General features: G+C 45.9%; 24 protein-coding genes and 1 tRNA gene. 12 read left to right on the top strand and 13 right to left on the bottom strand.

The genetic code is table 11. From position 1 onward, the window contains the following. Window positions 1-22: 22 nt before the first annotated feature. Window positions 23-784, bottom strand: coding sequence for a hypothetical protein (locus LEP1GSC047_RS10565; protein WP_039934833.1), 762 nt, complete (start codon window positions 782-784; stop codon window positions 23-25). A gap of 235 nt (window positions 785-1,019) precedes the next feature. Here LEP1GSC047_RS10565 and LEP1GSC047_RS10560 point away from each other — a divergent pair, with 235 nt between their 5' ends. After that, on the top strand, window positions 1,020-2,441 hold the full coding sequence (locus LEP1GSC047_RS10560; RefSeq protein ID WP_010418270.1) for a protein-disulfide reductase DsbD family protein: 1,422 nt from the start codon (window positions 1,020-1,022) through the stop codon (window positions 2,439-2,441). A gap of 93 nt (window positions 2,442-2,534) precedes the next feature. Here the strand turns inward: LEP1GSC047_RS10560 and LEP1GSC047_RS10555 are convergent, their stop codons facing one another. Continuing rightward, entirely contained in the window at window positions 2,535-3,497 is a 963-nt protein-coding gene (locus LEP1GSC047_RS10555; RefSeq protein WP_010418273.1) for a prolipoprotein diacylglyceryl transferase, read from the bottom strand. A gap of 73 nt (window positions 3,498-3,570) precedes the next feature. Further along, a complete protein-coding gene (locus LEP1GSC047_RS10550) occupies window positions 3,571-4,587 on the bottom strand; it encodes a M23 family metallopeptidase (protein WP_010418275.1) in 1,017 nt (338 codons plus the stop codon). A gap of 58 nt (window positions 4,588-4,645) precedes the next feature. On the opposite strand from LEP1GSC047_RS10550, the gene pcnB reads away from it, so the two are divergent. Then, the gene (gene pcnB, locus LEP1GSC047_RS10545) at window positions 4,646-6,112 is read left to right on the top strand and encodes a polynucleotide adenylyltransferase PcnB (RefSeq protein ID WP_010418276.1); all 1,467 of its coding nucleotides are present in this window, start codon (window positions 4,646-4,648) and stop codon (window positions 6,110-6,112) included. A 331-nt stretch (window positions 6,113-6,443) separates the two neighbouring features. Here the strand turns inward: pcnB and recJ are convergent, their stop codons facing one another. From recJ to LEP1GSC047_RS10510, 6 genes are all read right to left on the bottom strand, one after another. Then, window positions 6,444-8,348 carry a single-stranded-DNA-specific exonuclease RecJ gene (gene recJ / locus LEP1GSC047_RS10540; RefSeq protein ID WP_010418280.1) on the bottom strand — a complete coding sequence of 635 codons (1,905 nt, stop codon included), beginning with the start codon at window positions 8,346-8,348 and terminating at the stop codon, window positions 6,444-6,446. 2 nt (window positions 8,349-8,350) lie between these two features. After that, window positions 8,351-8,671 carry a bactofilin family protein gene (locus LEP1GSC047_RS10535; protein WP_010418282.1) on the bottom strand — a complete coding sequence of 107 codons (321 nt, stop codon included), beginning with the start codon at window positions 8,669-8,671 and terminating at the stop codon, window positions 8,351-8,353. A gap of 470 nt (window positions 8,672-9,141) precedes the next feature. Then, window positions 9,142-10,311 (bottom strand): iron-containing alcohol dehydrogenase, encoded by a 1,170-nt coding sequence (locus LEP1GSC047_RS10525; protein WP_039934626.1) that lies wholly within the window; start codon window positions 10,309-10,311, stop codon window positions 9,142-9,144. A gap of 83 nt (window positions 10,312-10,394) precedes the next feature. Further along, complete coding sequence (locus LEP1GSC047_RS10520) at window positions 10,395-10,718, bottom strand: flagellar biosynthesis anti-sigma factor FlgM (RefSeq protein ID WP_010418295.1); 324 nt, start codon at window positions 10,716-10,718, stop codon at window positions 10,395-10,397. 18 nt (window positions 10,719-10,736) lie between these two features. Continuing rightward, a complete protein-coding gene (gene rsmI / locus LEP1GSC047_RS10515) occupies window positions 10,737-11,480 on the bottom strand; it encodes a 16S rRNA (cytidine(1402)-2'-O)-methyltransferase (protein ID WP_010418297.1) in 744 nt (247 codons plus the stop codon). Then, window positions 11,477-12,250 (bottom strand): LIC11073 family putative lipoprotein, encoded by a 774-nt coding sequence (locus tag LEP1GSC047_RS10510; protein WP_373364532.1) that lies wholly within the window; start codon window positions 12,248-12,250, stop codon window positions 11,477-11,479. The genes rsmI and LEP1GSC047_RS10510 overlap by 4 nt, the downstream gene beginning before the upstream one ends. A gap of 67 nt (window positions 12,251-12,317) precedes the next feature. Between LEP1GSC047_RS10510 and LEP1GSC047_RS10505 the strand changes: the two genes are divergently transcribed. Next, entirely contained in the window at window positions 12,318-13,022 is a 705-nt protein-coding gene (locus tag LEP1GSC047_RS10505) for an LIC_20245 family lipoprotein (protein WP_010418302.1), read from the top strand. Between the two features lie 40 nt (window positions 13,023-13,062). Here the strand turns inward: LEP1GSC047_RS10505 and nadE are convergent, their stop codons facing one another. Then, window positions 13,063-14,961, bottom strand: a complete 1,899-nt coding sequence (gene nadE, locus LEP1GSC047_RS10500) for an NAD(+) synthase (RefSeq protein WP_010418305.1) — start codon at window positions 14,959-14,961, stop codon at window positions 13,063-13,065. Window positions 14,962-15,108: 147 nt separating this feature from the next. Continuing rightward, a complete protein-coding gene (locus LEP1GSC047_RS10495; protein WP_010418307.1) occupies window positions 15,109-16,347 on the bottom strand; it encodes a 3-deoxy-D-manno-octulosonic acid transferase in 1,239 nt (412 codons plus the stop codon). 6 nt (window positions 16,348-16,353) lie between these two features. Between LEP1GSC047_RS10495 and LEP1GSC047_RS10490 the strand changes: the two genes are divergently transcribed. Then, window positions 16,354-16,971 carry an HAD family hydrolase gene (locus tag LEP1GSC047_RS10490; protein ID WP_010418309.1) on the top strand — a complete coding sequence of 206 codons (618 nt, stop codon included), beginning with the start codon at window positions 16,354-16,356 and terminating at the stop codon, window positions 16,969-16,971. Here LEP1GSC047_RS10490 and LEP1GSC047_RS10485 read toward each other — a convergent pair. Then, window positions 16,943-17,692, bottom strand: coding sequence for a flagellar filament outer layer protein FlaA (locus tag LEP1GSC047_RS10485; protein ID WP_010418313.1), 750 nt, complete (start codon window positions 17,690-17,692; stop codon window positions 16,943-16,945). The two genes, LEP1GSC047_RS10490 and LEP1GSC047_RS10485, sit on opposite strands and share 29 nt — an antisense overlap. Before the next feature lie 99 nt (window positions 17,693-17,791). Here LEP1GSC047_RS10485 and LEP1GSC047_RS10480 point away from each other — a divergent pair, with 99 nt between their 5' ends. Genes LEP1GSC047_RS10480 through proC form a run of 3 tightly spaced genes read left to right on the top strand, consistent with a single transcriptional unit; the run spans window position 17,792 to window position 19,950 of the window. After that, window positions 17,792-18,487 carry a hypothetical protein gene (locus LEP1GSC047_RS10480; protein WP_010418316.1) on the top strand — a complete coding sequence of 232 codons (696 nt, stop codon included), beginning with the start codon at window positions 17,792-17,794 and terminating at the stop codon, window positions 18,485-18,487. Window positions 18,488-18,505: 18 nt separating this feature from the next. Next, window positions 18,506-19,171: a YggS family pyridoxal phosphate-dependent enzyme gene (locus LEP1GSC047_RS10475; protein WP_010418319.1), complete on the top strand. Its 666-nt coding sequence runs from the start codon at window positions 18,506-18,508 to the stop codon at window positions 19,169-19,171. Continuing rightward, a complete protein-coding gene (proC, locus tag LEP1GSC047_RS10470; RefSeq protein WP_146036891.1) occupies window positions 19,153-19,950 on the top strand; it encodes a pyrroline-5-carboxylate reductase in 798 nt (265 codons plus the stop codon). The genes LEP1GSC047_RS10475 and proC overlap by 19 nt, the downstream gene beginning before the upstream one ends. Before the next feature lie 125 nt (window positions 19,951-20,075). On the opposite strand, the gene LEP1GSC047_RS10465 is transcribed toward proC, so the two are convergent. Continuing rightward, window positions 20,076-20,148, bottom strand: a tRNA-Met gene (locus LEP1GSC047_RS10465). Between the two features lie 196 nt (window positions 20,149-20,344). Here LEP1GSC047_RS10465 and LEP1GSC047_RS10460 point away from each other — a divergent pair. The 5 genes from LEP1GSC047_RS10460 to LEP1GSC047_RS10440 all read left to right on the top strand — a co-directional run bounded on the left by LEP1GSC047_RS10460 (window position 20,345) and on the right by LEP1GSC047_RS10440 (window position 26,261). Next, window positions 20,345-21,409: a sensor domain-containing diguanylate cyclase gene (locus LEP1GSC047_RS10460; RefSeq protein WP_039934827.1), complete on the top strand. Its 1,065-nt coding sequence runs from the start codon at window positions 20,345-20,347 to the stop codon at window positions 21,407-21,409. A gap of 89 nt (window positions 21,410-21,498) precedes the next feature. After that, window positions 21,499-21,729 (top strand): hypothetical protein, encoded by a 231-nt coding sequence (locus LEP1GSC047_RS10455; protein ID WP_010418329.1) that lies wholly within the window; start codon window positions 21,499-21,501, stop codon window positions 21,727-21,729. A 62-nt stretch (window positions 21,730-21,791) separates the two neighbouring features. Next, a complete protein-coding gene (locus LEP1GSC047_RS10450) occupies window positions 21,792-22,847 on the top strand; it encodes a pepsin/retropepsin-like aspartic protease family protein (protein WP_010418333.1) in 1,056 nt (351 codons plus the stop codon). After that, a complete protein-coding gene (gene mnmA, locus LEP1GSC047_RS10445) occupies window positions 22,840-23,997 on the top strand; it encodes a tRNA 2-thiouridine(34) synthase MnmA (RefSeq protein ID WP_010418336.1) in 1,158 nt (385 codons plus the stop codon). The genes LEP1GSC047_RS10450 and mnmA overlap by 8 nt, the downstream gene beginning before the upstream one ends. Beyond that, window positions 23,994-26,261, top strand: coding sequence for an alpha-hydroxy-acid oxidizing protein (locus LEP1GSC047_RS10440; protein ID WP_010418338.1), 2,268 nt, complete (start codon window positions 23,994-23,996; stop codon window positions 26,259-26,261). The genes mnmA and LEP1GSC047_RS10440 overlap by 4 nt, the downstream gene beginning before the upstream one ends. Window positions 26,262-26,416 lie beyond the last annotated feature (155 nt).

Here is a 26,416-nt window from a genome sequence, read left to right as displayed (position 1 = left end):
GATTCCGGTTCTCGTTTCGTATTTATGGAATTTGGTCCAGGTTCGGTTTATCCGCATTCGGATATTTTGTCAGATATGCGCTTACGGTTTCGCGCTTTTTCGTCAGTCGGCTTCGGTGGTCCGAAATGATTTTTCCAAAATCTAATTTTCCCGTAATTATTTCAAAACGTTCGGTTTCCATCGTTCCAAGGTCAAGATCCGAATCATTTTCAGAGGCCTCGTCCGCATATTTGAGCGCATTTTCCCAATACGGAATCGCCTCTTTATAGAAGCCGTCCGCAACTTCGAAGGATTGTTTGAGTTCGTGGGCAAAATCCAGGTTATAGAAGTAGAGATGCCTTTTATCGAATTGGGAAGCAATCCTCATATAAGACCTCATGATTTGGAGGTTGATATGCATGAATAGAAGGAGGCGATACTTATGATATTCTTCCTCATTTTTTACCGGGCAAAGAGCGTTTCTAGGATGACGAAATCTTCGATTCAAGCCTGCCTTTAAAAAGAAGATATTTCTACGAAGTTCATTTTCTTTATAATGCAATTTTAGGCCGTATAGCTCGTAATAATCCTCCAAAAATTTAGGCTCCCATTTGTGAAGTTTGTACGGGACCCAATCGGAGAATTTCGTATAAACGCCGTTCTTTTCGTATTCGTAGTTATAGTCCAGATCCGGTTCTGCGCTGATTGAAATTGGAACCGAGACTAGCGAAGGATTGCCAGAAAATACGAGTCCAAGCGAGAGAATGACTCCGATCGATCGAGCTCGGGGGAATTTTTCCTTCATCAGAATTTCTATCGGCAATTTTGGACCGGTCCAAAAACGTAAATTAGCCGCTTTTCCTCCCCGCTCCCTCGTCTTTCGACGTCCAAAAAAAAGTTCCGAAAATCGATGGTACGGTGGCGGGATTCCGAATTGACCCTTAGGACCGATCCTTGTAATAAGGTGGAGAACAACCAAAGCGGTTCCTTCTCATTTTCGAGAATACGCTAGCCGATTTCCGGTCTAAAACATACAGCTCATGCAAAGACCTTCGATAGTAAAAAAACTCGGCTTCCGCCAGGTCGGCGGAATCGCCCTTATCCTGGTCGTTCTTGCCCCATTTCAACTTTGGGCGGACGGTTCCGTCTCTTCGAATGCGATGCAGTCCCTAAATCAATGGATAGAGAACGGGATCGGCGGCAATTCCTTCTCGGTCTTTAGCGCCGTATTTCTGGTCGCGGGTGGATTATTTGCGAGTCTACTCCCTTGCGTTTACCCTCTCTATCCTATTACCGTGGGAATTATCCAAAACCGAGGACAATCTTCAAAGAGCAAAATTCTACACCCGCTCTTATACTATATAGGTCTTTCCTTCATGTATTTTTGCTTCGGAATTCTTGCCGGTTTGACCGGAGGGGCTTTCAATACGATTCTTCGTTTTCCGGTAACCAATCTAATTTTATCGATTTTAATTTTTCTCCTAGCTCTTGCTTCGATTAATCTACTTCATTTACCGGGGCGTTATGCGAATAGTGCGAAATGCTACCAAGGTTGGAAAGGGACTTTTCTATTGGGAATGGGCGCGGGTTTCTTATCCTCTCCCTGCGTCGGACCCGTGGTTGTCGCAATACTAATCCAGGTGACTGCCGGAGTGGGATCGGCTTCCGTTTCCTCCCTTGCGTTAGCTTCCTTTAAGATGACTCTCTTCGGTATGGGTTTGGGGCTTCCGTTCCTGATGATCGGGGTTTTTGGCCTTCATCTTCCAAAATCGGGAAAGTGGTTAAAATGGATTCAAATATCGCTCGGGCTTTTGGTTTTTTATTTTGCATGGCTGTATTATGTAAAAGCGATGAACCTTTGGGGTATTCCGAATCATATTAGTGTGCCGATATTAATCGCCGGAATAGGAATTTTTTTAACGAGTTATTTTTATCAAAATAAGATTCTTCATAAGATCGAACGAACTAAAAAAGCGTTATTGTTGACCGGTTTGGTCGCGTGTATCGCATTATTGATTCGATTGGTCGGCTGGGGAACCGTATCCGATGTTTATAAGGAAAATCTTATCGAGCAGCACGGAAATTTAGGTTGGCATCGGGCTTCCCGGGTCGCTTTCGAAGCCGCAAAATCCGAGGCGCGTCCGGTCTTTGTGGATTTTTACGCGGATTGGTGTACGAATTGTAAGGAGTTCGAAGAGCTAACGCTTTCGGATCCGGAATTGAATAAGGCTTTGAATCATGCGATTCTCTTAAAAATAAAAGACGACGATAAAGAATTTCAAAATTTCGAGCAGGATCCTAGATTTCCCGAATTAAAGATCGGTCTACCTTTCTTCGTAATTTTCTCGCCGGATGGTCGGGTCCTATTTAAGACGAATAATTATCTTAATACTCCGGATATGATTCGAACGATTTACGGAGAATCCGTTCAAGCCAAAATCGAAAATTACAACGCCGACTAACTTGCGATGACTGGAAAAGGCTCCCTAGTAGTCTCTTTCTCGGATCGAAATAACATCGATCGAAAAGGAGACCGGCCGGAAAGCCGGAGCCGACTAACTCGATACTTGAGGAGTTTCTTTTTCCCAGAGTCGCCACTTAACGATGAAGTAAATTCCGACGAGAATGAGCGCGATGGATACGTACTGGGATTGGGAAAAACCATGCCAATAATATCCGGTTAGAAATTCAGGATTTCCATCCGCTGTAGGAATATTCACCAATTTCGGCGGATCCATGAAAGGAATTACCGCCTTATTTACCCGAAGAAATTCCACTCCTAGTCTTGCCAGTCCGTGAAGAATTAAATACTGTGCGCCTATACTGAATTTACGGAAGTTTTGAAATCTTGCCCAGCTCTGGAAGTAAGCGAAATACCCGAACGACACGACGGATTCGATAATCGGAGTATTCCAAACAGGTACACCGGAAGGATGAGCTCCGTCGTAATTGAAAACGAGTAAGGGAATCCGAACGTCCGTCGCGAATCCGTAACAACCGTCTCCGGATACAAAGCATCCCAAGCGACCGATCGCGTAGCCCAGTGCCATGCTCGGAACCGAGGCGTCCAGGTAGGATTTAACATCCAGACCATGCCTGAGAATATAAAGAGTCACGAAGAGAAGTCCGAATAAAAATCCTCCGTAAAAAACAAGTCCGCTTCCCGAGAAGAGGCTGCTCCAAAGTCCCGGACGACCAGGGAAGCCGTTATAGTGGGTTAAGGGGTAAAGGTATTTACCGTCGAAGCCGGGGGTATCCACGAATACCTGATCCCAAATTTCAAAAATAAAGAAGATTTTTGCTCCTACGAGAGTACCGATAACGCCAAGGATTAAAAGCCAATCGGCGTGTTCCGGTTCCAATCGTCTACGTTCTAATTCTTTCGGTAAAAGATAGGAAGCCGCTAAAAAGGCCATTACGACTAAGAGACTGAACGTGGACAATCCATGCCAGTCTCTGCTTATATACTCTTGAACAAAGTTCATGAGCCATTTTGGAACGGGGATAACTTCGAACATGTTTCCTACTTTGGATCTATCTTCCCTAGTATTTGTTCCCCAAAACGGGAGGGATTTCGGGGATTTTATCGTACTATTCCATATTCACGAACTCGGCAGGATCCATCGGAGGATCATACCCGATATGGACTTCGTAATGAACGTGAGGTCCGGTCGCCTTACCTGTGGAACCTACGAGACCTATCAGATCTCCTCGATTTACGACCTGATCTTTCTCGACGAGAACCTGAGAGCAATGTCCATACACGGTATAAAAACCGTTTAAGTGATTGATTCTAATACTTCTTCCGAGTCCGCCTGCGGACTGTCCGTTATCCGCGATGATTCCGGGAGCGGTCGCATAAATCGGGGTTCCTTCTCCGGCAGCAAAGTCGATTCCGGAATGGAACTCCCCTAATTGCACGAGCCCGAACGGATCCACGCGACCACCGAAAGTGGAAGTCACAAAACCGACTCCCGGTTTTAGAGGGCGTCCTCTCGGCATAGAATACAAGATCGATTCCCTTTCTTCCAAGTAATCGAAGGCATTTTGAAACGCATGTTTAATTTTAAAGAGTTCGATATTTCTTTCCGAAAAACCTTCGACGGTGTCCTGATACAAATCCATGTTAGTCGAAGATTCCGGTACGTCTTTTTTTAAACTGAATTCAGGAACGTAGTCGAAAGTCAGTATTCGCTTCCAGGGAACTTCGTCCCAAGCCACTAAATTCAATTGCTCGGTTTTACGTTCAAGTCCGGAAATTTCTTTTTTCGCGTCCTGCAAAAGGGAATCATAGTATAAAAATAAACCTACATTATTATCGGTTTTTCTAATCAGCTCCCGATCCGGCTCGAAAAAGAAGTTCATATAAATGACAAACGCCGCGGCGAGAAGGAAGAGTGCGCAACCGAGAGCGGCTAAGAAGACCGCCATAAAGACGCTCACTTCCAAATTGAAAACGGCTTCGTGATCGTGGGGAACTAAGAGAAAAGAAATTTTTCTGGAACCTTTTTCCCGGATTCGAGCCCAACTCGAGCATGCGCGAAGATAGGATATTTTCAATCGTTCGCGGTAACTCGGTTGGTCTTCGAACTTTGCCTCTGTGTTCATAGATTTTTACTTGCAGGTAGGGGTCCGAAGGGGATTATAGGACTGTACATCCTATCATATGAAATTCCTGTCCAATCTATTCAAGAAAAAAATAGGATCTGTCGAAGACATTCTAATTTACCCGGATGGAAAGCGGTTCTACCGGGATGCTCATCCGATTAGGAAGAATATGATTGATGAGGACGCCGTCAAGATTATTCATCGGCTTCATAAATTCGGATACAAGGCCTATATCGTCGGCGGGGGAGTTCGCGATCTACTTCTCGAGCGTAAGCCGAAAGATTTCGACGTCGTAACTAACGCGACTCCCAATCAAATTAAGAAAATCTTTAATAACTGTAGAATCATCGGACGTCGATTTAAGATCGTTCATATTTTGTTTCGGGGAAAAGTAATCGAAGTAAGTACTTTCCGCTCTCTTCCCGAACATCGCTTCGGGAAACACATCGAAGAACAAGATTATCTGATCAAGCGGGATAATAAATTCGGAACACCGCAAGAAGACGCGGCTCGTCGCGATTTCACGATCAATGCGTTATACTATGATATTCGAAACGATTCCATTGTCGACTACGTGGGCGGGTTCGACGACATCCGAAATAGACAGTTAAGGGTGATCGGGAATCCTGAAATTTCTTTCCGGGAAGATCCTGTTCGCATGCTGCGGGCGGTAAAATTTGCCGTGCTACTCGGCCTTAAGATCGATAGAGGTACTTCCAAATCCATTAAGAAAAATACTTCCGAGCTGGAGAAGGCGTCCACTTCTCGAATGCTGGAAGAGTATAATAAAATCTTCCGGACCTGGAAGACATCTTTGATTTTTCAAGGGATGGCGCAAAATCATCTTCTGGACGTTCTTTTTAAGGAAGCTTTCGAGAAAGAAAGAAAAAAGAACGCGGATTTTGGCGATAAGTTCCTGCAGACCCGCATCGGTAAACGTTTGGTGATTGCGGATAAATTACTTTCCGAGCGGGAGGAATTGACTCCTCAGATTTTTTACGCGCTCCTTTTTTCGGACATTGTTCAAGATGCCATATCAAAAAAAGGAGGGCATCTAGTCGCCTCATTGAAGACTTCCCTTGAACCTATTTTCCAACGATTGGGTACGCCAAAAAAGGATAAAGAAAGGTTAATTAAAGTCTTCGCGTCTCAGGAAAGATTTTATCATACCGAGGATGAAAAGGCCTCGCAAAATAATTTCTTCCGGAAAAAAGATTTCTTTTACGACGCATTCTACGTTTTTAAAATCAATGCGATTGCGGACAATAATGATACTGCATTGCAATGTGCCTTTTTTTGGGAGATTTCCGTTCGAAAACGTCCCGTTCCGCCTTCCGGTAAAAGGGAAGGGCGCCCTTCCAGAAGTAATCATAGAAGAGAAGGCGCGAATTTTAAGGGAAGGGGCGGAAGGCCGGAACGAGATCGGAACCGTAGGTCTGCCGCAGAGACGGAGGAAGAAAATTCAGACCAGCCGGTCGATAGACCGGGTCGCGGAAATTCGTCCGAGCAAAGGACCGACGACTGACGCCTGAGGACTGAAGACAGAACATCGACAAGCGGAGATTCCATGTTCTTCAAGAAAGATTCCTGCGATAATAGTGAATTTTTCGTCTAACCCCGCTGCCTCCCCAACATCAAGCAGCTACTGTCTAGCGTGAGCGAAGCGAATGCATCTGTCTTTCAGAGGACGGAAGACAGAAGACTGAGGACAGAACATTAGTGAGCGGAATTTCCACGTTACGGAGAAAAATTCTTGCGTTACAATAGATCTTTCCTCTACCCCAGATGGTTTCCAACTTCGAGCAGCTACTGTCTAGCGTGAGCGAAGCGAATGCATCTGTCTTCTGCTAGACAGCTTAAGAGAAAGCGGTTATTACAAATTGTAATGTTGTCTTGCCGCGAAACGTGTTTTCTTCCAAGTATCCCCATAAATCTAGGCTTTCTTTATCTCGAAGGACTTCGGTGAACTCGCCGGCTCGATTCCAAATAATGCAATGAATTGAGTCGGAGGCCGACAATAATTTAAATCTTGCGTGTTTTCCCTCGGACAAAGGACGATAGGACAGGATTCTGGCTCCTTTTACGGAGAGGATAGGGGTGGGGTTGCCTTGACCAAAGGGTTCGAATATTCCCAACTCCTTATGGATGGAATCCTTTAATTCCGCAGGATGAAGACTGACGATACTCTCTTCCACCGCTTGTGTGGAAAGATTTTTCTCTTCTTTCAGCCAAAGTTCCGCTTCCTTGAATAAAATTTCCGCAAGTTCCGGAATTTTTTCGATCGGTAAGGAAAAGCCGCCTGCTTCCTTATGGCCGCCGAATTGCTGAAAAATCGGCTCGGCCTTCTTTAATAGGTTGAGAACATTCTCCGATCCGTATGCTCGGATGCTTCCTTTTGCGTGGCCATGATCCGGAGCGATAAAGATTACGGGACGTCGATACTGTTCGACCAAACGAGTCGCGACAATTCCGGATACGCCAGGTTCGAAATCCGGTTCGTAGCAGAAAATTACCGGGCGCTCGGTTCTTTCCTTCTTTCTTTTTAAAAAACCGTCGACTCGAAATAAATTACGCTTCGTTCGTTCCCTTCTTTCTTCGTTCAGCTTTAATAAATCCTTGGACAGGGATTCCGCCTCGGATTCGGATTCGCTTAATAAAAGTTTCAAAGCCGTTTCCGTCTTATGCATTCTTCCAGCCGCATTTAACGCCGGACCGATGCTCCAACCCAGATCTTTGGAAGTAATTTTCCTCTTACTCAATTCGAGAAGTTTCATCAATTGATTGAGACCGGGTCTGTGGGAGTATTCGCCCGTCCGTATTTTTTGTAGCGTTTCGCAACCTCGCTGAACGATGATACGATTCTCTCCCGCTAACGGCATCATGTCCGTGATTGTCCCGACTGCGGCCAAGTCCAAATTCATCAAGATTTCGTTCAAGATTCCGGGGTATCTTGAAATTTGAGAAAAGAATACGCTTCGTTCCGGATATTCGTCATTTACACGTTCCTGCCAATCGACGAACGGAATCGGGTATATTTTTTCCGCAGAAGCTCGATCGCCTTGAAATAGCCGAACTCCTTTGTGAACAAGAGACCCCTCGAATAAAGTTTCGGTATCTTTGACCCATACATAATGGCTCGCTTCCGTCAGCGACTCGTAGAGCCAGCCGGTAACTAATTTCCAAGCGATCAAAGACGTACAGATTTTTTCGTACGGGTATCTAGAGTCGCCTCGCTTTGGAGAGATCAGTTTGCCCGATGGGGAGATTCTTGCCGGAATTTCATGATGGTCCAGGACGATGACCTGAATCCCTTCTTTTGTGAGTTCGTCGATTTCGGAACTGTTACTGGTTCCGAAATCCAAAGTAATCAAAAGATCGGGTTTGGCATCCCTAATAAACTTCATCGCAGGAGCACAGAGCCCATAATCTTCGTTGCTGGAAGTCTTAATTATTAGATTTCCCGAATGGACTTTTCTTAAGAAGGAACCGAGCAAACTCGTTGAACTGACTCCGTCGCTGTCGCGATCTCCGAATAGTAGAATTGTCTTATTCTCTTTTACAAACCGTCTGATCAGTTCTAAAGAGCCTTCTAAATCGGGTAATAAAAACGGGGAGGGGAGGTCTTCGAAGCGATAACTTAATGGCGATAGACCGGACTCATCTTGTCGAAAACGAATTCGAAATAAGTGGGATTGGAGCGAACTTAGACCAGGGACAGTCGAAGGAGAAAGTTCTGAAAGCGAAAGACCATGGTGGGGCATGGTTACATGATACAATTTCCGCTAAATTTTGCCCCTGATTCAATTTCTAAATCGGGAGTCCGAACATCCCCGACTACTTTTCCGGTTTTGCGCACGGAGATTTTTTGAACTGCGTTGATATTACCTTTTAGGTCGCCTTCTACTTCCAAGGTTCCGGTTTCTACATCGGCCTCGACTTGTCCGGTTTCTCCGACGATCAATACGCCGGAAGTTTCTATCGTGCCTTTGAACATTCCTTTGATTTTTAAGGCATTATTGAAGCGAAGCTTACCCCTAAATTGGATATCGTCGCCGATCACTGTATCGATAGATTCTTCGTTCATCGGTTCCATTTTGATTTTCTAGAGGCGGCTTTCAAATGTTTTTCCCTAATTCGTACCGTTTTTTTTGGAATAGTAAAACCGACCGTCCCAAGAAGAAATATCGGATTTTGCAGAGGATGATAAAAATTGTTTAGTAAGTTCCAAGTTCGTGGAAATGAAGTCGAATTTTGATGATGTGCTTCGGGTGGTTTTGGAAGGATTCCCCGCCCTTCCTGGGCGGGGGCCGGATTGGCGGTACCCGCTGCCCCGCAGAAGCGTTCCATTAACATAATTCGATTTTTTTGGAAACTCTTTTTCTTTCTAGGTTTTGTGTGGGAGTTCCTACATACGCTTTTTGCGATGATTGTTGACAGTACACATATTTCGTGTTATGAAATTGCTTCTGTAAAACCGCCTCCATCCCCCACCCAGGAAGGGTGGGCATCTCCAAATCGGTAATGAAATGCCCCAGCCTCCCCGTAATTGAGACCTTAAAAGGCGGCGACTAAAATCGTTTCGATTTCGTTTTTTGGCAATTCGCGTGGTAGGCAATCTAAAAAGGGAAACGAGGACGCTAGACTGGCAATTCCCGGAAGATCGATTTTTCTTACTTCGTATTCCGAGAGTCTTTGCGGAATCTTCAGCTCTATATAAATCTTCCTAATTCCTTCCACCGCTTTAATCGCAGCCTCGATTACTGAAATATTGGAAATATCTTCATCTAAAGCCTTCGCGATCAAAACGTATTTTCCGGCGGAAGAAGTCAAATTGTATTCCATTACGTGAGGAAGAAGAATCGACATCGCTTGAAAAATATCCAGATTCGTTAAATTCGAAGCGGCTAACGATAGCGCATAACAGAGCCCGAGTGAACTAGAAGAATGAGACATTCCTACCAGTAAGCTTGCTCCGAAAATCGCATTACGATATTGTAAATTTTTCGGGTCCCGGATTGCGGGCACTAAATTTTTATAGATAATCTCGATCGCTCTCAGTGCGGATGAGTTCGTAAGTTCGTTCGAATATTTGGATAAGATGCTATCCACGGCAGCGGCTAAAATCCCCACGCCGACTTTTGCGACGTCGGCCGATGTCATGAATGCACCGATTTTAGCGTCCGCGATCACCAGTTCTGGAAAAAGATATTCGTGGGTAAAGTACCGGACCGTCCTGTCTTCGTCGGTATAAATAGTGGCGATAGGTGCGCACTCCAGTCCCATGATCGGATGAGTAGGTATCAAAACTAAAGGAACCGGCCTTTTTAATTTAGGGACTCTTTTCGTTATGAAGATATCTTCGGCGAAAGAATCGTTCGTTGTAAGTAGAGAAACTAATTTGGCGGTATTTAAACTTTCATACGAACCGTAACCGATAATGCAATTCGCGTTCGATATTCTTGCAAAGTAAGCCGCCGTATCCAACTCTTTTAGCGTAGGTTCCTTTTCGATATTATCGTAAAGAATTACGCCATCAATATGCTTTTCCAAGGAAGTCTTAATGATGGAGAATTCGTCCATGTTTTCCAACTCGTTCTGAGTGGAAAGTATGACGGCTCTCGTGCCGACATTCTTCACAAAACTACCCATTTTGAAACCGCAATCGGCCTCAAAATGGACTTTGGTGGGAAAATTAAAATTGATCCAGTCGGGGAGTATCGGCACCTGCGGTCCTCCCGCTAATCAGAACGGGGAGATGAATAGAAGCCCGGAATACAAGGGAATCAATTCCGGGGTTTAAGAAAAGATCAGCGTCCGAGAAACGATTCGGCGATACGATCTGCAACCGCATTTAGGATCTCTGGGCTAAGAGTATCATATTCGCCGTTCTTAAGTTTTTCTTTGACTTCCTTAAGTTTGGCAGAACGTTCGGAGTCTACTGGAGACGAGACGATTTTTTGCGAGATCGTCTGCACTTCGGCCTGCAAACGAGCTTCGGACGCCTTTTGCTTAGCAGTATCTGATATAGATATATTATCGAAAGATTCTTTGGCTTCGTTTTTCCTTACAGGTGTCGGTTTACGAGGCTCGTAGGAACCGCCACTGATGCCGCCTACTTTGTCAATGGTCATTGGATTTCCCTCTCACTTCTAAGTATCGGCAACCCCGACACGTCCGTTAAGCATTTTTTTAGTATTTCCCTGGATTAGTAGAACAAATTCCCCTTTTTCCGCGAATTTTAGGGTTTCGATGGGCTGTTGCGGCGAAATTTTAATGATTTCTTCGTGCATTTTAGTAAGTTCTCGACCCAGTAAAAACTCCGATCGAGGAAAAATTTCTCTGGCAGCAAGGAGAGTATCTCGGATCCGATGTACCGATTCAAAAAGGGCGAGTACCCCCTCGAATTCGCCCCATTCTTTTAACTGATTCCGCTTCTTTCCTTTTTTCTCGGATAGAAATCCCAGAAAAATACAAGGTTGCACTTGCCAACCCGAAACGGATAAAAGTGCAGTCAGAGCACTCGACCCGGGAATCGGAATAACCGAAATCCCATTCTCTCTCAGGACACGAACTAATTGGGAACCGGGATCGGACACGCCCGGCGTCCCTGCATCCGATATCAGGGACAATGTTTGACCTGATCTGAGGTTCTCGATAATTCCCGCAAAAGGTTGTTCGGACTGATCCTTGTATAAGGTTTTAGAAACGGTCTGGATGCCGAAAGTTTGCAATAGCCTCCGGCTATGATTCGCGTTTTCACAATAAATCGTGTCGGATTGTTTTAATACTTCGATTGCCCGGAGTGTGATGTCCTCCAGATTACCGATCGGTGTCGCGACGACGTAGGCAGTTCCTGGCGTGATTTTAAACCTGGATTCCCAGGATAGATTCATAGATTGCAGCCGGGCGGAAGAGTTCCGTTTGGGCAGGGGCAGCCCTTGCTTGCTAGGCTTGGGTAGAGGCAAGGATTGCAAATGGTTCCAACCGAACACGTGGCTTGAACGGTAGGCGTGCAAGCGGGATCCTGGCAATAGGTAGGGTTACAACTAGTATCCGATCCGCATTCCGTAGCGGGTTGCAGGGAACTACATCTCGATACGGCAGTCGATTGATTCGATGTGACTCCGGAATTCAGGAGGGCGCGTAACGTGAATGTATAAACTTCACATTTCTGAAAGGAGGTTATTCCCGGAGGGGGAATGAAATTCTTAATTCGATGGATTGTCAGAGTCTTCGTGGATGCCTGGACCGCCAATTGGGGAAACGACGGCTGAGTTCCGTTTTCAAGATATAAGCCGCCACCCGTAGAGGTTTCGGCTATCGAGGGAGTTGCCGAAGTAATGTACAAATTATAGCCGACGAACTGTGGTTCTAAATTCGAAATATAATATTTGAGTAAATAATTGGGTTTATAATTTGCGTAATTGATCGAATAAAGCGGATCGACGACATTGAAAAGATCGTCCATTCCCGGATTCGTAGCCTGCACACTATAGACTTGCGGAACACTCACAGGCGTAATGAATACGAACGGGGATTGGGCTACTTCCGTATTCGTACCGCAAGTATTTACGTAAAAAATCAGAATCAGCGAGCTGAGTCCTGTCAGGAATTTCCGGGTTTTTAGGTTGCCCGGATTCCGGCGGTATGAGATCCCAAAAATACGACCCACGAGGATAGGATTCCCTCTTCGGACGGTCTTACAACAAAAAAAAGAGAGGCAAGAAACCTTGGGCGGTATACGCAAATTATTATTTATCGGCGGGTTTATCGTATTTTTCATCCTATTCATTACCTTTCTTTTTACCGGTGGAGATGACTCCGGCGGAGAAGCAAGTCGAAAGAAAGGAGAATTGGATGCGGTTACCAGTCTTTTAGGCGGAGGGTCTCGCTCTTCTTCCGGTTCTGCGGGAACTGCCGGAGCCGCAGGTTCGGTCTTTGATTCCGATTTCTTTCGGGCGGGAAAAGGGGAATATGTAGAAAATGAAAAGCAGGAGTCCACACAAGAAAATCGACCCGATGCGGCCGACGCGGATAATCCGGTCAATCCTCAAACCGGTAAGCCCTATACGAACGAAGAAATGGACCGTTTCCAGCAATTAAAGGAACGGTTTCCCGGAAACTCCTTGATTCCTTCTAAGCTAAGTCCTGCGGAAAAAGAACAGCGCAAGCAGTTCGAACAAACGGTTTCCGATGCGACAAGAGCCGTTTTGGGAAGAACAGCCACTCGGGAACAAACGGTTGTATATTACGATTTTATGGAAAAGCAAGCCAAAGACCGTTTGGATATCGTAACATATCTGGTGGATCTGCAAAAAGGTTCCGGCGATGAAGAGCAGGAAAAGAAATTAGAGGCCATTCGCCAATCAATGGTTCAGCAGCTCGACCAAGTTCAACAGGATAAGCGAAAGTCATTCGAACAAATCGGAAAATAAACCCTTTTCCTCCGGAGCGATTCGCGGATCCTTTAAAGAATCAAAACGTAATTTCGCTCAGGATCGGAAAGCGGAAACTAGATTTAGGATCTAGACCATAGGAATCTAGATGAAAGGAAGGCGGAAGCCGTTCTCTTTTCCATTGGTTAGCCGGGAAAAGACGCAAAAATTTCCGTGCTCCTTCCGCGGCTTCTTTCGCGTCGGACCAGGATACGGTTTCGTCCAAATTCTTCGGCGTTCGCCCGAACAAAACGAAGGCTTCCTCTAATTTCTGTAAAAGAGGATAAGGCATGAGATCGGTTTCGTCCTCTTGGTGTTCTTCCAGCGGTTTTAGCTCGGCGCTAGGCTTTGTTTCCAGAATTCGCCCCAGGCTGTTTACTGCCGGAAGAACATGATCTTTGCCGGCATGAACATGGGCAAGCCAGCCTAATAAAAATTCCTTGCTAATGCCGGTTAGAGGAGCAACCGAGCCGGACGAATCTCCGTCCATCGTCGTATAACCTACACTAGCTTCGCTTCGGTTTCCGGTGGATAAAAGTAAATGACCGTTGAGATTCGCTAAAAGCCAGATGAGAGGCGAGCGAACCCGTGCTTGAATGTTTTGTAGAGCTAGATTATGATGTTTCCAATCCGGCCCATATCCGACAACTCCCGAAATTTTTTCGATCATCGAGGATACTTCGGAGCCGATTTCGATGGCGGAATGGGGAACCCCTAACTCGGAAGCTAGACATTTTGCGCTTTCACGAGTATATTCCGAATTATTTTCGGTTCCCTGGTACAGAGTAAAGAGCAGATGATTCTTATCTAGCCCGATCGATTTTAAAAAGGAATCTCCCAGTTCCGATTCGGCGATTAAAATGCCGGCTTTGACCAAGAGAGCGCAGGCCGCACTGTCGGCACCGCCGGATAGAGAGAGTGTGTATCCCTTTGTCTTTGATTTTCTCAGATAATCGAAGAGACCTAAGGATGTTGCCCGGGTGAAATCCTGAAACGCTTCAGCCGGAGAGTCTTGAATTTTCGTGGAGGGTTTTTGAACTAGCTTCGATACCGCTAATTCCGAAATTCGAATTCGTTGCAGACTTCTGCCTTTGGATCGAAATTCTTTCGTGCCGGAAGATCGGAAATTCCGAGCTCTTCTCGTTCGCAAATCCAGAGGATCTAGATCCAAATGAGTTAATTCAAAATCCTTAAAATGCAATCTCGGTCCTTCCGCGACCAAATCCCCTTCTCGAAACCCTAAAGAACCGCCTTCGAAAATCAATCGCCCTGATTCGTTTCCGTCGAGGTTTGCGTATAGGATTGCGCCGGCCCCGTTTCTGGAAGCCTCACCGAATAACCTTTTTCTTATATCCTGTTTTCCTAATGCAAAGTGGGATGCGCCCGGAGAAAGAATCAGGTCTGCACCCGCGTCCACCAAAGTTTGCCCGGGTCTAGTTTGAACCCAGGAATCTTCGCAAATTTCGATTCCGAAATCGAAATCTTCCGTCTCGAATATCATGGACCCGAAAGGAATTTCCTGCCCATCGGGAGTAAGCGCGTAAGAACCGGCTTCTTCGCCTTTGACGAACCATCGGTTCTCGTAGTGGACTCCGGTTTGGGCTAAATTCTGCTTGGGCACGAGTCCCAAAATTTCTCCGTCTCGTAAGACGGCTGCAACGTTGAATAAGTAAGGACTTTGAAAAAAAGGTAAACCGAGTATTACCGTTCTTTTTCCGGTCGCTTGCGCGATTTCTTTAAGACTTCTCCAGGAATATTCCCAAACCCAAGGAAAATAAAACGCGTCCTCGCACCCATAACCGCTGATCGAAAGTTCCGGAAATAAAACGATCGAAGAAGTTTCGCACATTTCTAATGCGGATAGGATTCGTTCGCGATTTCCCTTGAAATCAAGAGGAGTCGTTCGGAGGCTTACGGCCGTGCAACGGTAGATGGGCATTTCCTCCCCAGTCTTCGTGATCGAGCGACAGGAGAAAACCTTTTTTCAAAGCGGGAAGAAAGTCGCGGCCTTCTTCGCAAGACGACCGTCTTATCCAGGAATACCTCTGAGCTCGATCGATTCTTCTTCACAGGACGATCATCTTATTTAGGATTCTCGCAGAACTCGATAGATTCTTTCTCCCGCGCCCCGTCCGGTTTCCAAAAAAGATCGATTCGTCTCCGCAATCTGTTTCTTTTTTTCCTCCGACAAGGAAAGAATCGGAATCACTTCTTCCCGATTCTGAATGATAAAGAGTCCGCCGCGCCGGTTCAATTCCTTGGCCTCAGGAGAATGATCGATTTTCGGGCCGGTTAATAATGGAAGTCCGAAGTATGCGGGCTCCAAGACATTATGAACTCGGTTATGCAATGCGCCTCCTACATACGCGAAATCCACCACTTGGTATGCGTACGCTAGCAGACCTAAAACATCGAATACGATCACCCGCGAATCGATTTTTTCAAACGATCTAGAACTGAACAGACAATAGTTTTCGGTCCTTTTTTTGACCTGGGTCAGAACGGATTGAATTCTGGACGGATCGGTCTTATGAGGGAAGATCCAGAACGCGAAATCTTGGAGGGATGGGTCGGATAAAAGCGGTAGCAATAGATCCTCGCATTCTTCATAGGTGGATGCGAGTAGGAATATTTTTGAAAACGGATAGTTCTCGGGCGTTTCGAAGCTTCGAGGGTTCGATTCCACCTTTCGAATCACTGTGTCGATTCTACAATCTCCTAATGTCAGGATTTTTGCGGAAGATCCTAATAAATTTCGAAAGTTTTCCTCGGCAGAAGAATGGGAAGGAAAGATTCGATCGAACAGGCCGAATACGGAACGATAGAATCTTTCCTTGAAAAACCCTTCCGGGGGAGTTAAAACCGCGCTCGCTAAAATCGTAAGAACTCCCCGCCTTCTTGCTGCAAGCAATAGATTCGGCCAACGATCCCAGGCCATGAAGACCAATAGTTCCGGATGAAATTTTTGGAAGATAAAAGTATAAGCCCACGGAAAATCCAATGGAAGATGGAATTTTATATGCGCGGGGAAGGCGTCAAGTTGGGATTCACGAACGGAAGGAGAGAATACGCTTTGCAGAAGGAGAGTTCCAGGTTCCTTTTCCCTAAAAACGACGGCCAATGCTTTACACTGATCCAGTTCTCCCACTGAAGCCGCGTGCAACCAGACCACCTTTTGACCGGGCTCCGGCGGTGAAATCGCAAGCAGCTTTCTTTTATCGTCCGATCGAATTCCTAGGAATTCCCGAGCCGCCGGAATCAGGAACGAGAAAACGTAAAGCGGGGGCCAAAGAAGAATCGTCAAAAACCGATATAAGAAAACCATGGGGGCATGCGATCTCCGCTCTTTGTTTTCGATCTAATGGACACTCTCATCAAAGATCCGTTTCATTCGGCTTTGAAGACTCTCTTGTCCAAGGACCAATTGGAGTCTTTTCGAAATGGCCGAGAAAGGCAAGCTTTCTTGGATTTCGAAAAAGGGCAGATCACGGAAGAAGAATTTTTTTCCAGATTTTACTTGGAGTCTCATAGGGATGCAGGACTTCCTTCCCCCCGGGAATTGAAAGCGCGAATGTTTTCTTCCGTGCATCCGATCCGGGAATCCTTTCAAATCGTAAAGACTCTGAAGGAGAAAGGATTTCAGGTTCTCTTGGCCAGTAATTATTCGGTTTGGTACAAGGAGCTACTGCAATTTCCGGAAGTGGGTTCTCTTTTACGTTCCTTGGATCGTCTTTATTTTTCCTGCGAAATGGGTGTGCGCAAACCGGCTCAGGAATATTATCAGTGGATAGAAACGGATTACCCCGATCGGGAATATGTATTCGTGGACGATAATGCAACGAATGTCGAGGTGGCCGGATATCTAAATTGGAATGCATTTCGGTTCGACCCTAAGAATCCCGGGGAACTCCGTAACTTTCTTATAGAGCAGTTCCCCAATTGTCTTTGATTTCCGCGCCGGGATAAATTTCGTCTCGGCTATCGATTAGTATTCCCAATCGGTCCAGATAAAATACGAATTCGCCTTTCGGTTGAAACGGATTCGGTTTGATTCGAATCGCGCTGACTTCCAGCGGAAACCGGAGAGATTGGTTGAGACGGATATTCCGACCGGGAACCGATAGTTTGGTTTCGATTCTCTTCCAACCGTCGAATTGTAGATCCCCGATTTCCAGACTTACTTCCTTGGACTTTCTCTGCCGGAAAACGATTTCGATCGTTGCGTGGTGATTGGAAGAGTAGGCCCAGAAAAAAATCCGAGTCGGAATTCCGATCGGTAGACGAATCGGCTCTTTCGGCCTGATTTCCAGATGTTCTTGTTTCGGGTTTTCAAAGAAACTATGAATCATCATGGATCGGTACTCTTCCGAAGTGGATTCCTTATAGAGTTCTTTTTCTTTTAGAAAAGCCTGTGAGGAGGGAATTTGCGACGTGAATTCGATTCTGTTGATAAACGAAATACCCCGGTATATTTCCCAAGGTCTTGCTCCTTCGAATGCATCCACTAGAAAAAGGTTGTAGTGTTTCCAATCTCCCAGCACTTTTTCAAGTTGCAGAACTCGACTCGCCTCGTCTTGATCTCGGGTGATAGGCGGAGCCCAGGAGGAGTTTGCCGGAATAAAACCTATCGATAAAATGGATAGTCCGAAGAATAATGCGCGCCGGGTCACCCTAGTCCTTTCGGAAGAATTAGGGTTTCCCCTGAGGTAAACCGGGGTTTTTTACCCGTTTGCGGCCTTATTAGGCCGATATTGTAGAAAGGAAAACGTATGAACCGGGATATTCTGAAAACTCTTCTAGGTGGATTACTAATCCTGTTGCTAGGATGCTTGATCGTTTACGTAATCTTCCAGCGGGATAAAATATCCGTATGGATAAAAAACCAGCAAGCGTCCTCGAACGAACAGGCTCCGAATGAAAGAGTGATCATCGGCTTGGATGAGGTCCCACAAAGTAAGGAGCTCCCGCCTACGACTCAGAATTTCGATTCGGAATTCCCTCCTCCCAAAGAGATCCAAAATGAAAGTCCTAAATCTCTTCCGAAAACGGAGTATGATGTACCCGGTTTGGGACCCGAAAAAGGAAAATCGAAAGGGTTGGATCGTCCCGATGAGTCGGTACGTAAACGGGAATCCGGTATGGAAGAGTATCCGGAAGTAAATCAACCTTTACCTAAATCCAAACGTCCTACGGAATTTAAGGGCGGCCAAGAAGAAGTCCTTAAAAAATCGGCAGGAATCGTCCGCAAACATAGAAAGCATTCGCATAAAAAGAAGAAGGCGCATTCAGGTAAAATACAAACTCGCTTGCATTCTCTGGAAAAGAGAGTTCATAGACTGGAAAAGAAACTAGGCGTGAAATCCGATAAAGTGGTTCGCACAAAAAAGAATCTTCCCTTGGAAAAAAGAGTCGAACGATTGGAAAAGGAAATCTCCACTCTAAAAAAGAAATCCAAGGAAGAATAGCATTGCAGGACCTGAGTCTTGGGAGTTTTAGAACGATATTTATCACTGCGATCCGAAATCGAATCGATTCGGCCCGAAAATCCCGCGACGATCATCGCAGTCTCTAAATTCCAACCCAAGGAAAAAGTGGTTCAGGCGATTTCGGGAGGCTGTCTGCATTTCGGAGAAAATCGAGTGCAAGAAGGTTGGGATAAATTCGCAGATTTAGGAACCGCCGGAGTGGACTTTATTCTCCATCATATCGGACCGCTGCAGTCAGGAACGTTACGAAAATACGCGGGATTCTATTCGTACGCCCATGGAGTCGGTTCCGTCGCCGCTCTGGAAGAATTGAGAAAACGACTGGAAAAAGATAGATGGAGAATGGGAATCTTCCTGCAAGCGAACCTTACGGAAGAAACATCCAAATCCGGTTTTTCCCGCTCGCAATTGCTGGAATTTCTCGGTAGTCGATCTTCTTTTTCCTCCGAATTTTGCAGGATTGAAGGATTGATGACGATGGGACCCAGTTCCGGCGAAGAAGAAATGACTCGAAAGGTTTTTCATGAATTGGGTCAAATTCGTAAGGATTATTTTCCCGAGGCCAAACTTTCTATGGGAATGTCCGGGGATTATAAAATCGCAGTGTCGGAAGGCAGCGATTACATCAGAATCGGAAGCGCAATATTCGGAGAGAGATCATGAGCCAAGAAACTATCGGGATCATCGGTTGCGGAAACATGGGTGGAGCGATTTATCGTTCGCTGAAAAATAGAAAAAAAAACGTACTCGGCTTCGATCCGTTTCTTCCCGCTGAGAAAGCGCAAGGGATTCTGCTGGAGAAGGATTGGGAAGAGTTTCAAAAAAAATCGGAACTACTGCTCCTTTCGGTAAAACCGGGAGATGTTTCTAAAACCTTAAAATCTCTCGGTTCACCTAAGAAAATCCTTTCCGTTGCCGCTGGAATCGATACCGGTACGTTGCGCAATTCTTCCCCCAAGGGTTCCAGTATCGTAAGAATCATGCCGAATCTGCCTATTCTTGTCGAAAAAGGAGCCTTGGGTTATTTCGGAGATCCGGAACTTTATGCGACTGTGAGAGAAATTTTTTCTCCTATCTCTTATTGCTTGGAAGTTTCCAAAGAAGAATTACTAGACTCCGTTACGGGTTTATCCGGATCCGGCCCTGCTTATGTTTTTCGTTTTATACAAAGTTTAGCGGAAGGTGGAGTCGCGTCCGGTCTAACCTATAGTCAGTCCTTGGAGTTATCCATTCATACGGTATTGGGTGCTGCGAGTCTCTTGATGGAAGAAAGAGGAAAGGATCCTGACCTTCATCCGGAAGAATTGAAAAATCGGGTAACTTCTCCCGGCGGAACAACCATTGCCGGTTTGGAAGAATTAGAAAAAAACAAGTTCGCTTATTCGATCCTTGCAGCGGTTAAACGAGCGACGGAAAGATCAAAAGAACTCGGTAAGTCGTAAAGGTTAATCCTTTCGAATTAGATTTACAGGGATTTCAAAAAGAAACTAAAACAAATTGTCGAATTACGCAAGTTTTGCGCGTCCAATTGTTTGCTTTTATGGATATAAGGATTGGCGTGACACTCTAGCGCGGACAGGATTCGAACCTGTGACCTTTGGGTTATGAGCCCAACGAGCTACCGGCTGCTCCACCGCGCGGTGTCTTGAAACCATGTTTCACTCGCCAGGGCCCAAAGTCAAGTGAAAAAACTAAAAAGAGTTTGATTTCCACGAGGAAACGTTTTTGATGCTACTACCTTGGAGCAAGTCGACTTTCATTTCAGTCGAAAATTCTTCGCCGACATGGGCATAGCGAAATAGTAACCATTGTAAACACGGAATGGGAGAATCCAACTTGATCGGAAAAGACAACGATCCTCTAATGATCGAGTACTATGAGAAAAAGATCTACGATCAAAAACAATTAATCGAGATCAGTAAGGCCCTTAACTCTACACTCGATTACAAGTATCTTATAGATGCAATTTTAAATATCTGCCTCGCTCAACTTCAAACGTTAAGCGCAGCGATTTTTCTAGCGCCGGAAGCCGATTCCAATTATTTCGAACTGGAACCGAGTTTTAAAGGATTCGATTTAAACGAAGATGACGTAAGCTTTCGCATTAAAACGGACGCGCCTTTGGTTACTTTCCTAGAAACCAAATTGAAGGCGATGACTCCGGATCAAGTGGAAGAGGCTATGGGTCTGAGTCCCGAGTTGCAGTTTCTTAGGAAAATCGGGGGAGATTTGATCATTCCTCTTAACGCTAAAGGAAAAGTGAACGGGCTCTTATTGTTGGGCGAAAAAATCACTCTCGGCGAATGGATGGAGGAAGATCGGGAGTTTCTTACGACTCTTTCGACATTAGCCGGAATTGCCGTTGAAAATTCCCGATTGTATGAACTGGCTACGGTGGATATGATGACCGGCTTGAAAGTTCATCATTATTTTCAGACAAAGTTAAAGGAAGAAATGGAACGAAGTCGTAAGAAAAGGACCGGCTTGGCCCTCCTATTTACGGACGTGGATAACTTCAAAAAATTCAACGACACTCATGGCCACCAGGCCGGAGACGAAGTCTTAATCGCAGTCGCCAAACGATTGATTGAAAGTGCGGGAAAACACGATATCGCCGCTCGGTACGGCGGAGAGGAATTCTGTTTGGTTATGCCCGGCGCCGATTTAAAAAGAGGTTTCGAAATGGGAGAACGGATTCGGAAAGCCGTGGAGGCCTCTGCGATTCCGAATCCTAACGGAGGGCCGGATTTTAAGGTAACTCTTTCTATCGGTGTTTCCGAATTTTGGATTTCGGACCGAAATAACAAAGATTTGATCGAAAGAGCCGATAAGGCCCTGTATGAAGCGAAACATTCCGGAAAAAATAGAACCATTATACAGCAATCTTTGAATTCGAATTGAGCGCCTTCGGGAAGGATTTTTGCCTTTAGTTTCGAATTTTACGAAAAATCGACGGTTATGTCTTTCGGGTTTTTGCCGATGAATCTATCATGGAAAGACAACTTGCGCTGGACCATTTCTATCTGAGTCAGACCGAAGAGGCCGAGTTAGGTAGAAGGATTCGAAATCGAGCTCTCGGCAGGGAAGAGTTCGATTTTTCGCCGTACGCATGCTTTATCGAATACAAATCCAAGGATGCAAAGACGGGAATCGAATACCGAGATTGTGTGATCGATCACACTCGCTGCCCTAACAACAGTTGTATTAAAAAACTGACCTAAACGTTCTCCTCCTTTGCTTGACGGTTCATCAAAGTACGTTTCCTCTATTAGGAGCGGGATAGATGAGAATATTTTGTTTTACGGATCGTTTTTATCAGGTTAAAGGTCGTAAGCTTGTCTATGCGGTAAAGATTTTCTCGGATTCGGCTTTCGCATATCTTTGCTTTGCGATATTTCTTTTTTCGCTTTCCTCCTGTCTTCCGATCCGGCTCTCTGAGTTACTTCCGGAATACACCCGTCTGGAAGAGGCTCCCGGAGGAACGTGGTTACGCCTCCCATTACGCAATGTGGATCATTTGCCTGTTCTGGAATTTTCTTTGACCGAGGGGGCGGAACCGATTCGATTTCTCTTGGATACCGGTTCCTTTGCATCTTTCCTGGCCGAAGAGCATGTCCCCAAAAATTCACCCACAAAAGTTTTAAGCGCTAGTTTTCCGGGCGGTAGCATTCGATCCGTACGAAGGATTCATTCCTCCACTCTTTTTTTTAGAGGGGGCCAAATTCCCGGCGAAATCGAATTTTACTCTCATACCTTTCCCCCCGAATTGAGAGTCCAGGGTTTGCTTGGGATGAATGCATTTTTAGGGCATATCGTTCTCCTAGAATTACCGAAGCGGATTTCTTTCTGGAAGTCCGAGGAATCTAGGCCGGCTCCGGGATTTCCGGAGGATAATCTCTTTCATCTTCAGATTCGTTCCGGTCAACCCTTGGCTTTTATTCTTAGGCCGCCGGGCATTACTATGGAGGCTTGGGTCTTGGATACCGGGGCAAAATATACCTCGATGGAATGGGGAGGAGTCGAAGGACTTCGGTATGCGGAAGGCGCCGAGACGATAGTATTCAATTTCGGAGGAGGACGGTTATCCGCTCGAACGAGAATTTTTAAGCCTTTCTGCCCGGTCTTCGTAAAAAAAATGGGAGAAGCGACCGAGTTTTGTTTATCCGAATTGGAAGTATTTCCGGGTGGAATTCCTCCCGACGCGATTTCCCGCGACTTCAATAAGGGAATCCGAGGGATCCTGGGTCGGAATTGGCTAGAAAACTACCGAATTCTTTTGGACACAAAACGGAGTCTTATTGGTATAGTAGGAAAGGAAACGGGTGTAGGTCATGAGTAAAGGGAAGATCATCGTAGCAATGAGCGGCGGGGTGGATAGCGCCGTAACTGCGGGACTTCTGATGGAAGAAGGTTACGAAGTCATCGGAGTGAACCTTCGAACCTGGGAATACGAGGCTCCCTCCTGCGATACCACCAAAAAGTCCTGCTGTTCGCCGGAAGACATTCGGGACGCGAGAGACGTTGGCCTTTCGTTAAACATTCCGTTTTACGTAATCAAGATGGAAAAGCTTTTCCAAGAAAAAGTGATCGATCGCTTTGTGAACGATTATAAGGACGGAAAGACTCCGAATCCTTGCGTAGAATGTAATACTTTCGTAAAGTTCGGAGCACTATTCGAAAAAGCTAAAGCGTTAGGGATCGATAAGATCGCGACCGGTCATTATTCCAAGGTAGTGGAAGTCGGCGGGAGATACGCGATTGCGGATGCGATCGATCAAAATAAAAACCAAGCGTATTACCTATACGGACTTTCCCAGGAAAATTTAAGGAACGTATTATTTCCGTTAGGCGGAATGACGAAGCCGGAAGTAAGGGATATCGCGAGAAGGATGGGTCTTCCCGTCGCGGAAAAGGCAGAATCCCAGGAAATATGTTTTATTCCCGAAAACGATTATAGAAAATTTTTGGCCCGCAAAAACGTGGACTTTACTCCCGGATTCTTTAGGCTTCGCGACGGAAGAATCGTAGGAAAGCATTCCGGAAAAGAAAATTTTACCATAGGTCAGCGCAAAGGCCTAGGAATCGCATGGAAAAATCCGCTGTACGTTCTATCCATCGAGGATGATGGAACCGTAATTTTAGGCGAAGACAGGGAGACATTCGTGGAATCGTTTCTCGTCGAAGATTTGAATTTCCAAGCGTGGCCTCCGTTACGATCGGGTCAGGAAGAAGAATGCCGAGTGCAGGTTCGCTATCGTTCTAGACCGATTCTGGCCAAGATCAGACAGGAAGAAGATTTTGCAATTCGCGTATTCCCCGTGGAAGACGTCAAAGGAGTAGCTCCGGGACAATCGGCCATATTCTATCCTAAGAATGAAAACTATTTATTGGCCGGCGGAATCATTCGAAAAGGCAGCATTCAAACCATCGAAAGGACTCTTGAGGGAAGCGACGAAACTCGAAATATCGGAGCAGCCGTTCTTCCGTGAGTAGGAAAGTCGCAGGCAAAACCATCCTGATCGTGGGTGGGGGCCTCCTACAGGTTCCCATCATCCAAACGGCAAAGACGATGCAGCTTCGGACCATCGTTGCTGATATGAACCCCGAAGCTCCGGGATTAAAGATTTGTGATCTTCCTTTGGTGATGTCCACTAAGGATATCGAAGGGATGGTGCGCGAATCCAAAAAGTTAGCGACGACAACCAAAGTCGACGGCGTTATCACCGCGGGAACCGATGCAAGTATGACGGTTGCCGCAGTCTCCAATGCGTTGGACCTGCCCGGAATCCGCTTCGTAGACGCGGAGGCTGCATCCAATAAGGTAAAGATGCGGGAACGGCTTAAAAAGGCCGGGGTTCCCATTCCGGGTTTTGCGGCCATTTGGAGCATTCAGGATACTAGAGATGCATTAGATTTTTTGAAATTTCCGTTAGTGATGAAACCTGCGGACAATATGGGCGCTCGCGGAGTGGTAAAAGTCAGTAACCGCGAAGAGCTGCAGGCGGCCTTTAAACATGCTAAGAAATATTCTCCGACAGGAGAAATGATTTTGGAAGAATACATGCCCGGTCCCGAAGTCTCGGTCGATGCGTTAGCCTGGGACGGGAACTATGCTATCACCGGAATCGCCGACAGAATCATCGAGCGGGAACCGTACTTTATAGAAATGGGCCATAATATGCCCTCAGCACTTCCTGAATCCGTGTTAAAAGAAATCGAAGACGTTATGTTTCGAGGTATGAAGGCGCTCGGTATTCGTAGGGGCGCCGGTAAAGGGGATATAAAAGTCACTCCGGATGGGGTCAAGGTCGGTGAAATCGCCGCTCGATTATCGGGAGGTTTCATGTCCGCATTTACCTTTCCTCTTTCCAGCGGGATCAACTTGAATCGTGCCGCGATCCTGATCGCTTTGGGGGAAGAACCGGATAATCTAGAACCCTTATATAAGCGGGTTTCGATCGAGCGAGCATTACTTGCACCCAAAGGAAAACTTCTTGCGATCGAAGGATTCGAAGATGCCAAGAAGATCGACGGAGTGACCGACATTTTTCTGCTTCATAAAATCGGGGATATCATTCCGGAACCGACGAATAATATCGAGAAGACGGGACATGTTATCATCACCGCGGATACCTTACACGAAGCGGAAAAAATTTTCGAGTCGGTTCGTTCCACGGTTCGATTCACATGCGACGAACTTTATTCCGTTTCCGAAAAGGAAATCGCCCAAAATGCCAGGGTTAGATTCGGAAAGGAAATTTGTTGGGTTTGTAAAGTTTGCGACGGGACCGACTGCGCATCCGGGGTTCCCGGAATGGGCGGAGTCGGAAGAATGCTTACCTTCCAGGATAACATAAACGCTCTTGCGGAATACTCGATTCTTCCCCGCTACATTCGCGAGCATGTGCAGGCTTCCACCGAGATCGAGTTCTTAGGGCAAAAACTTTCCACATCCATAATGGCGGCTCCGATGACCGGAGCGATCACTAATATGAACGCAGCGATGGATGAATACACCCTAGCTTACACTTTATTGGAAGGTTGCATCGCCTCCGGCACCATCGCATGGTTAGGCGACGGCGCTAGCCCGGAAAAGTATCTGGTAATGCTCGATGCCTTGTCGAAAGTCAATGGAAAGGGAATTCTAATATGCAAGCCCCGGGAAGATGAAGGATTACTGAAGGAACGCTTTGCCGAGGCCGAAGAAAAAGGAATCATTGCTTTGGGCATGGATATCGATGCCGTAAATTTTAAAACGATGGTTCAAAAGAAAATTCCTTCGATTACGCGAAACCTAGAGACTCTGGCCCGAATCCGGTCCTTAACTAAACTTCCGTTCATTCTAAAAGGGATCATGACTCCGGAAGACGCTCGTTTGGCGGTGGATGCGGGAGCGGACGCGATCGTGGTATCCAATCACGGAGGAAGAGTGCTGGACGATATGCCCGGAACGGCCCGAGTGCTTTCCTCGATTCGGGATTCCTTAGGTTCGAAAATTCATATTTCGGTAGATGGCGGCGTTAGAAGCGGAACAGATACTTTTAAAATGCACGCATTGGGCGCCGATACTGTTTTGGTAGGAAGGCCCCTGGCAATTTCCGCCGTGGGAGGGGGAGTCGCCGGCGTTCGATTCCTGATCGGACAGTATACCGAAACCCTAATCCAGTCGATGAATACGGTCGGAACTTCCAAAATTTCCGAAATTAAACGTGAATTTATTTTTAAGAAGAAAGAAGAAGAGCCGGTAAAATAGTTCGACTCGCGGGTAGCCATAAGATTCCGAACGAGAGAGATTTTTAGTAACTCAAACGTCCTAAATCCCCTCGGAGAACGGAATATATATTTCGATGTAGATCCTCCCTTCCAAGTTTCCTATCTAATCCCTTTTAGAAAATTTGAATGGAAATT

Source organism: Leptospira inadai serovar Lyme str. 10 (genome assembly GCF_000243675.2).
GTDB lineage: Bacteria > Spirochaetota > Leptospiria > Leptospirales > Leptospiraceae > Leptospira_B > Leptospira_B inadai.
This window is presented reverse-complemented; position numbering and strand designations above follow the sequence as displayed.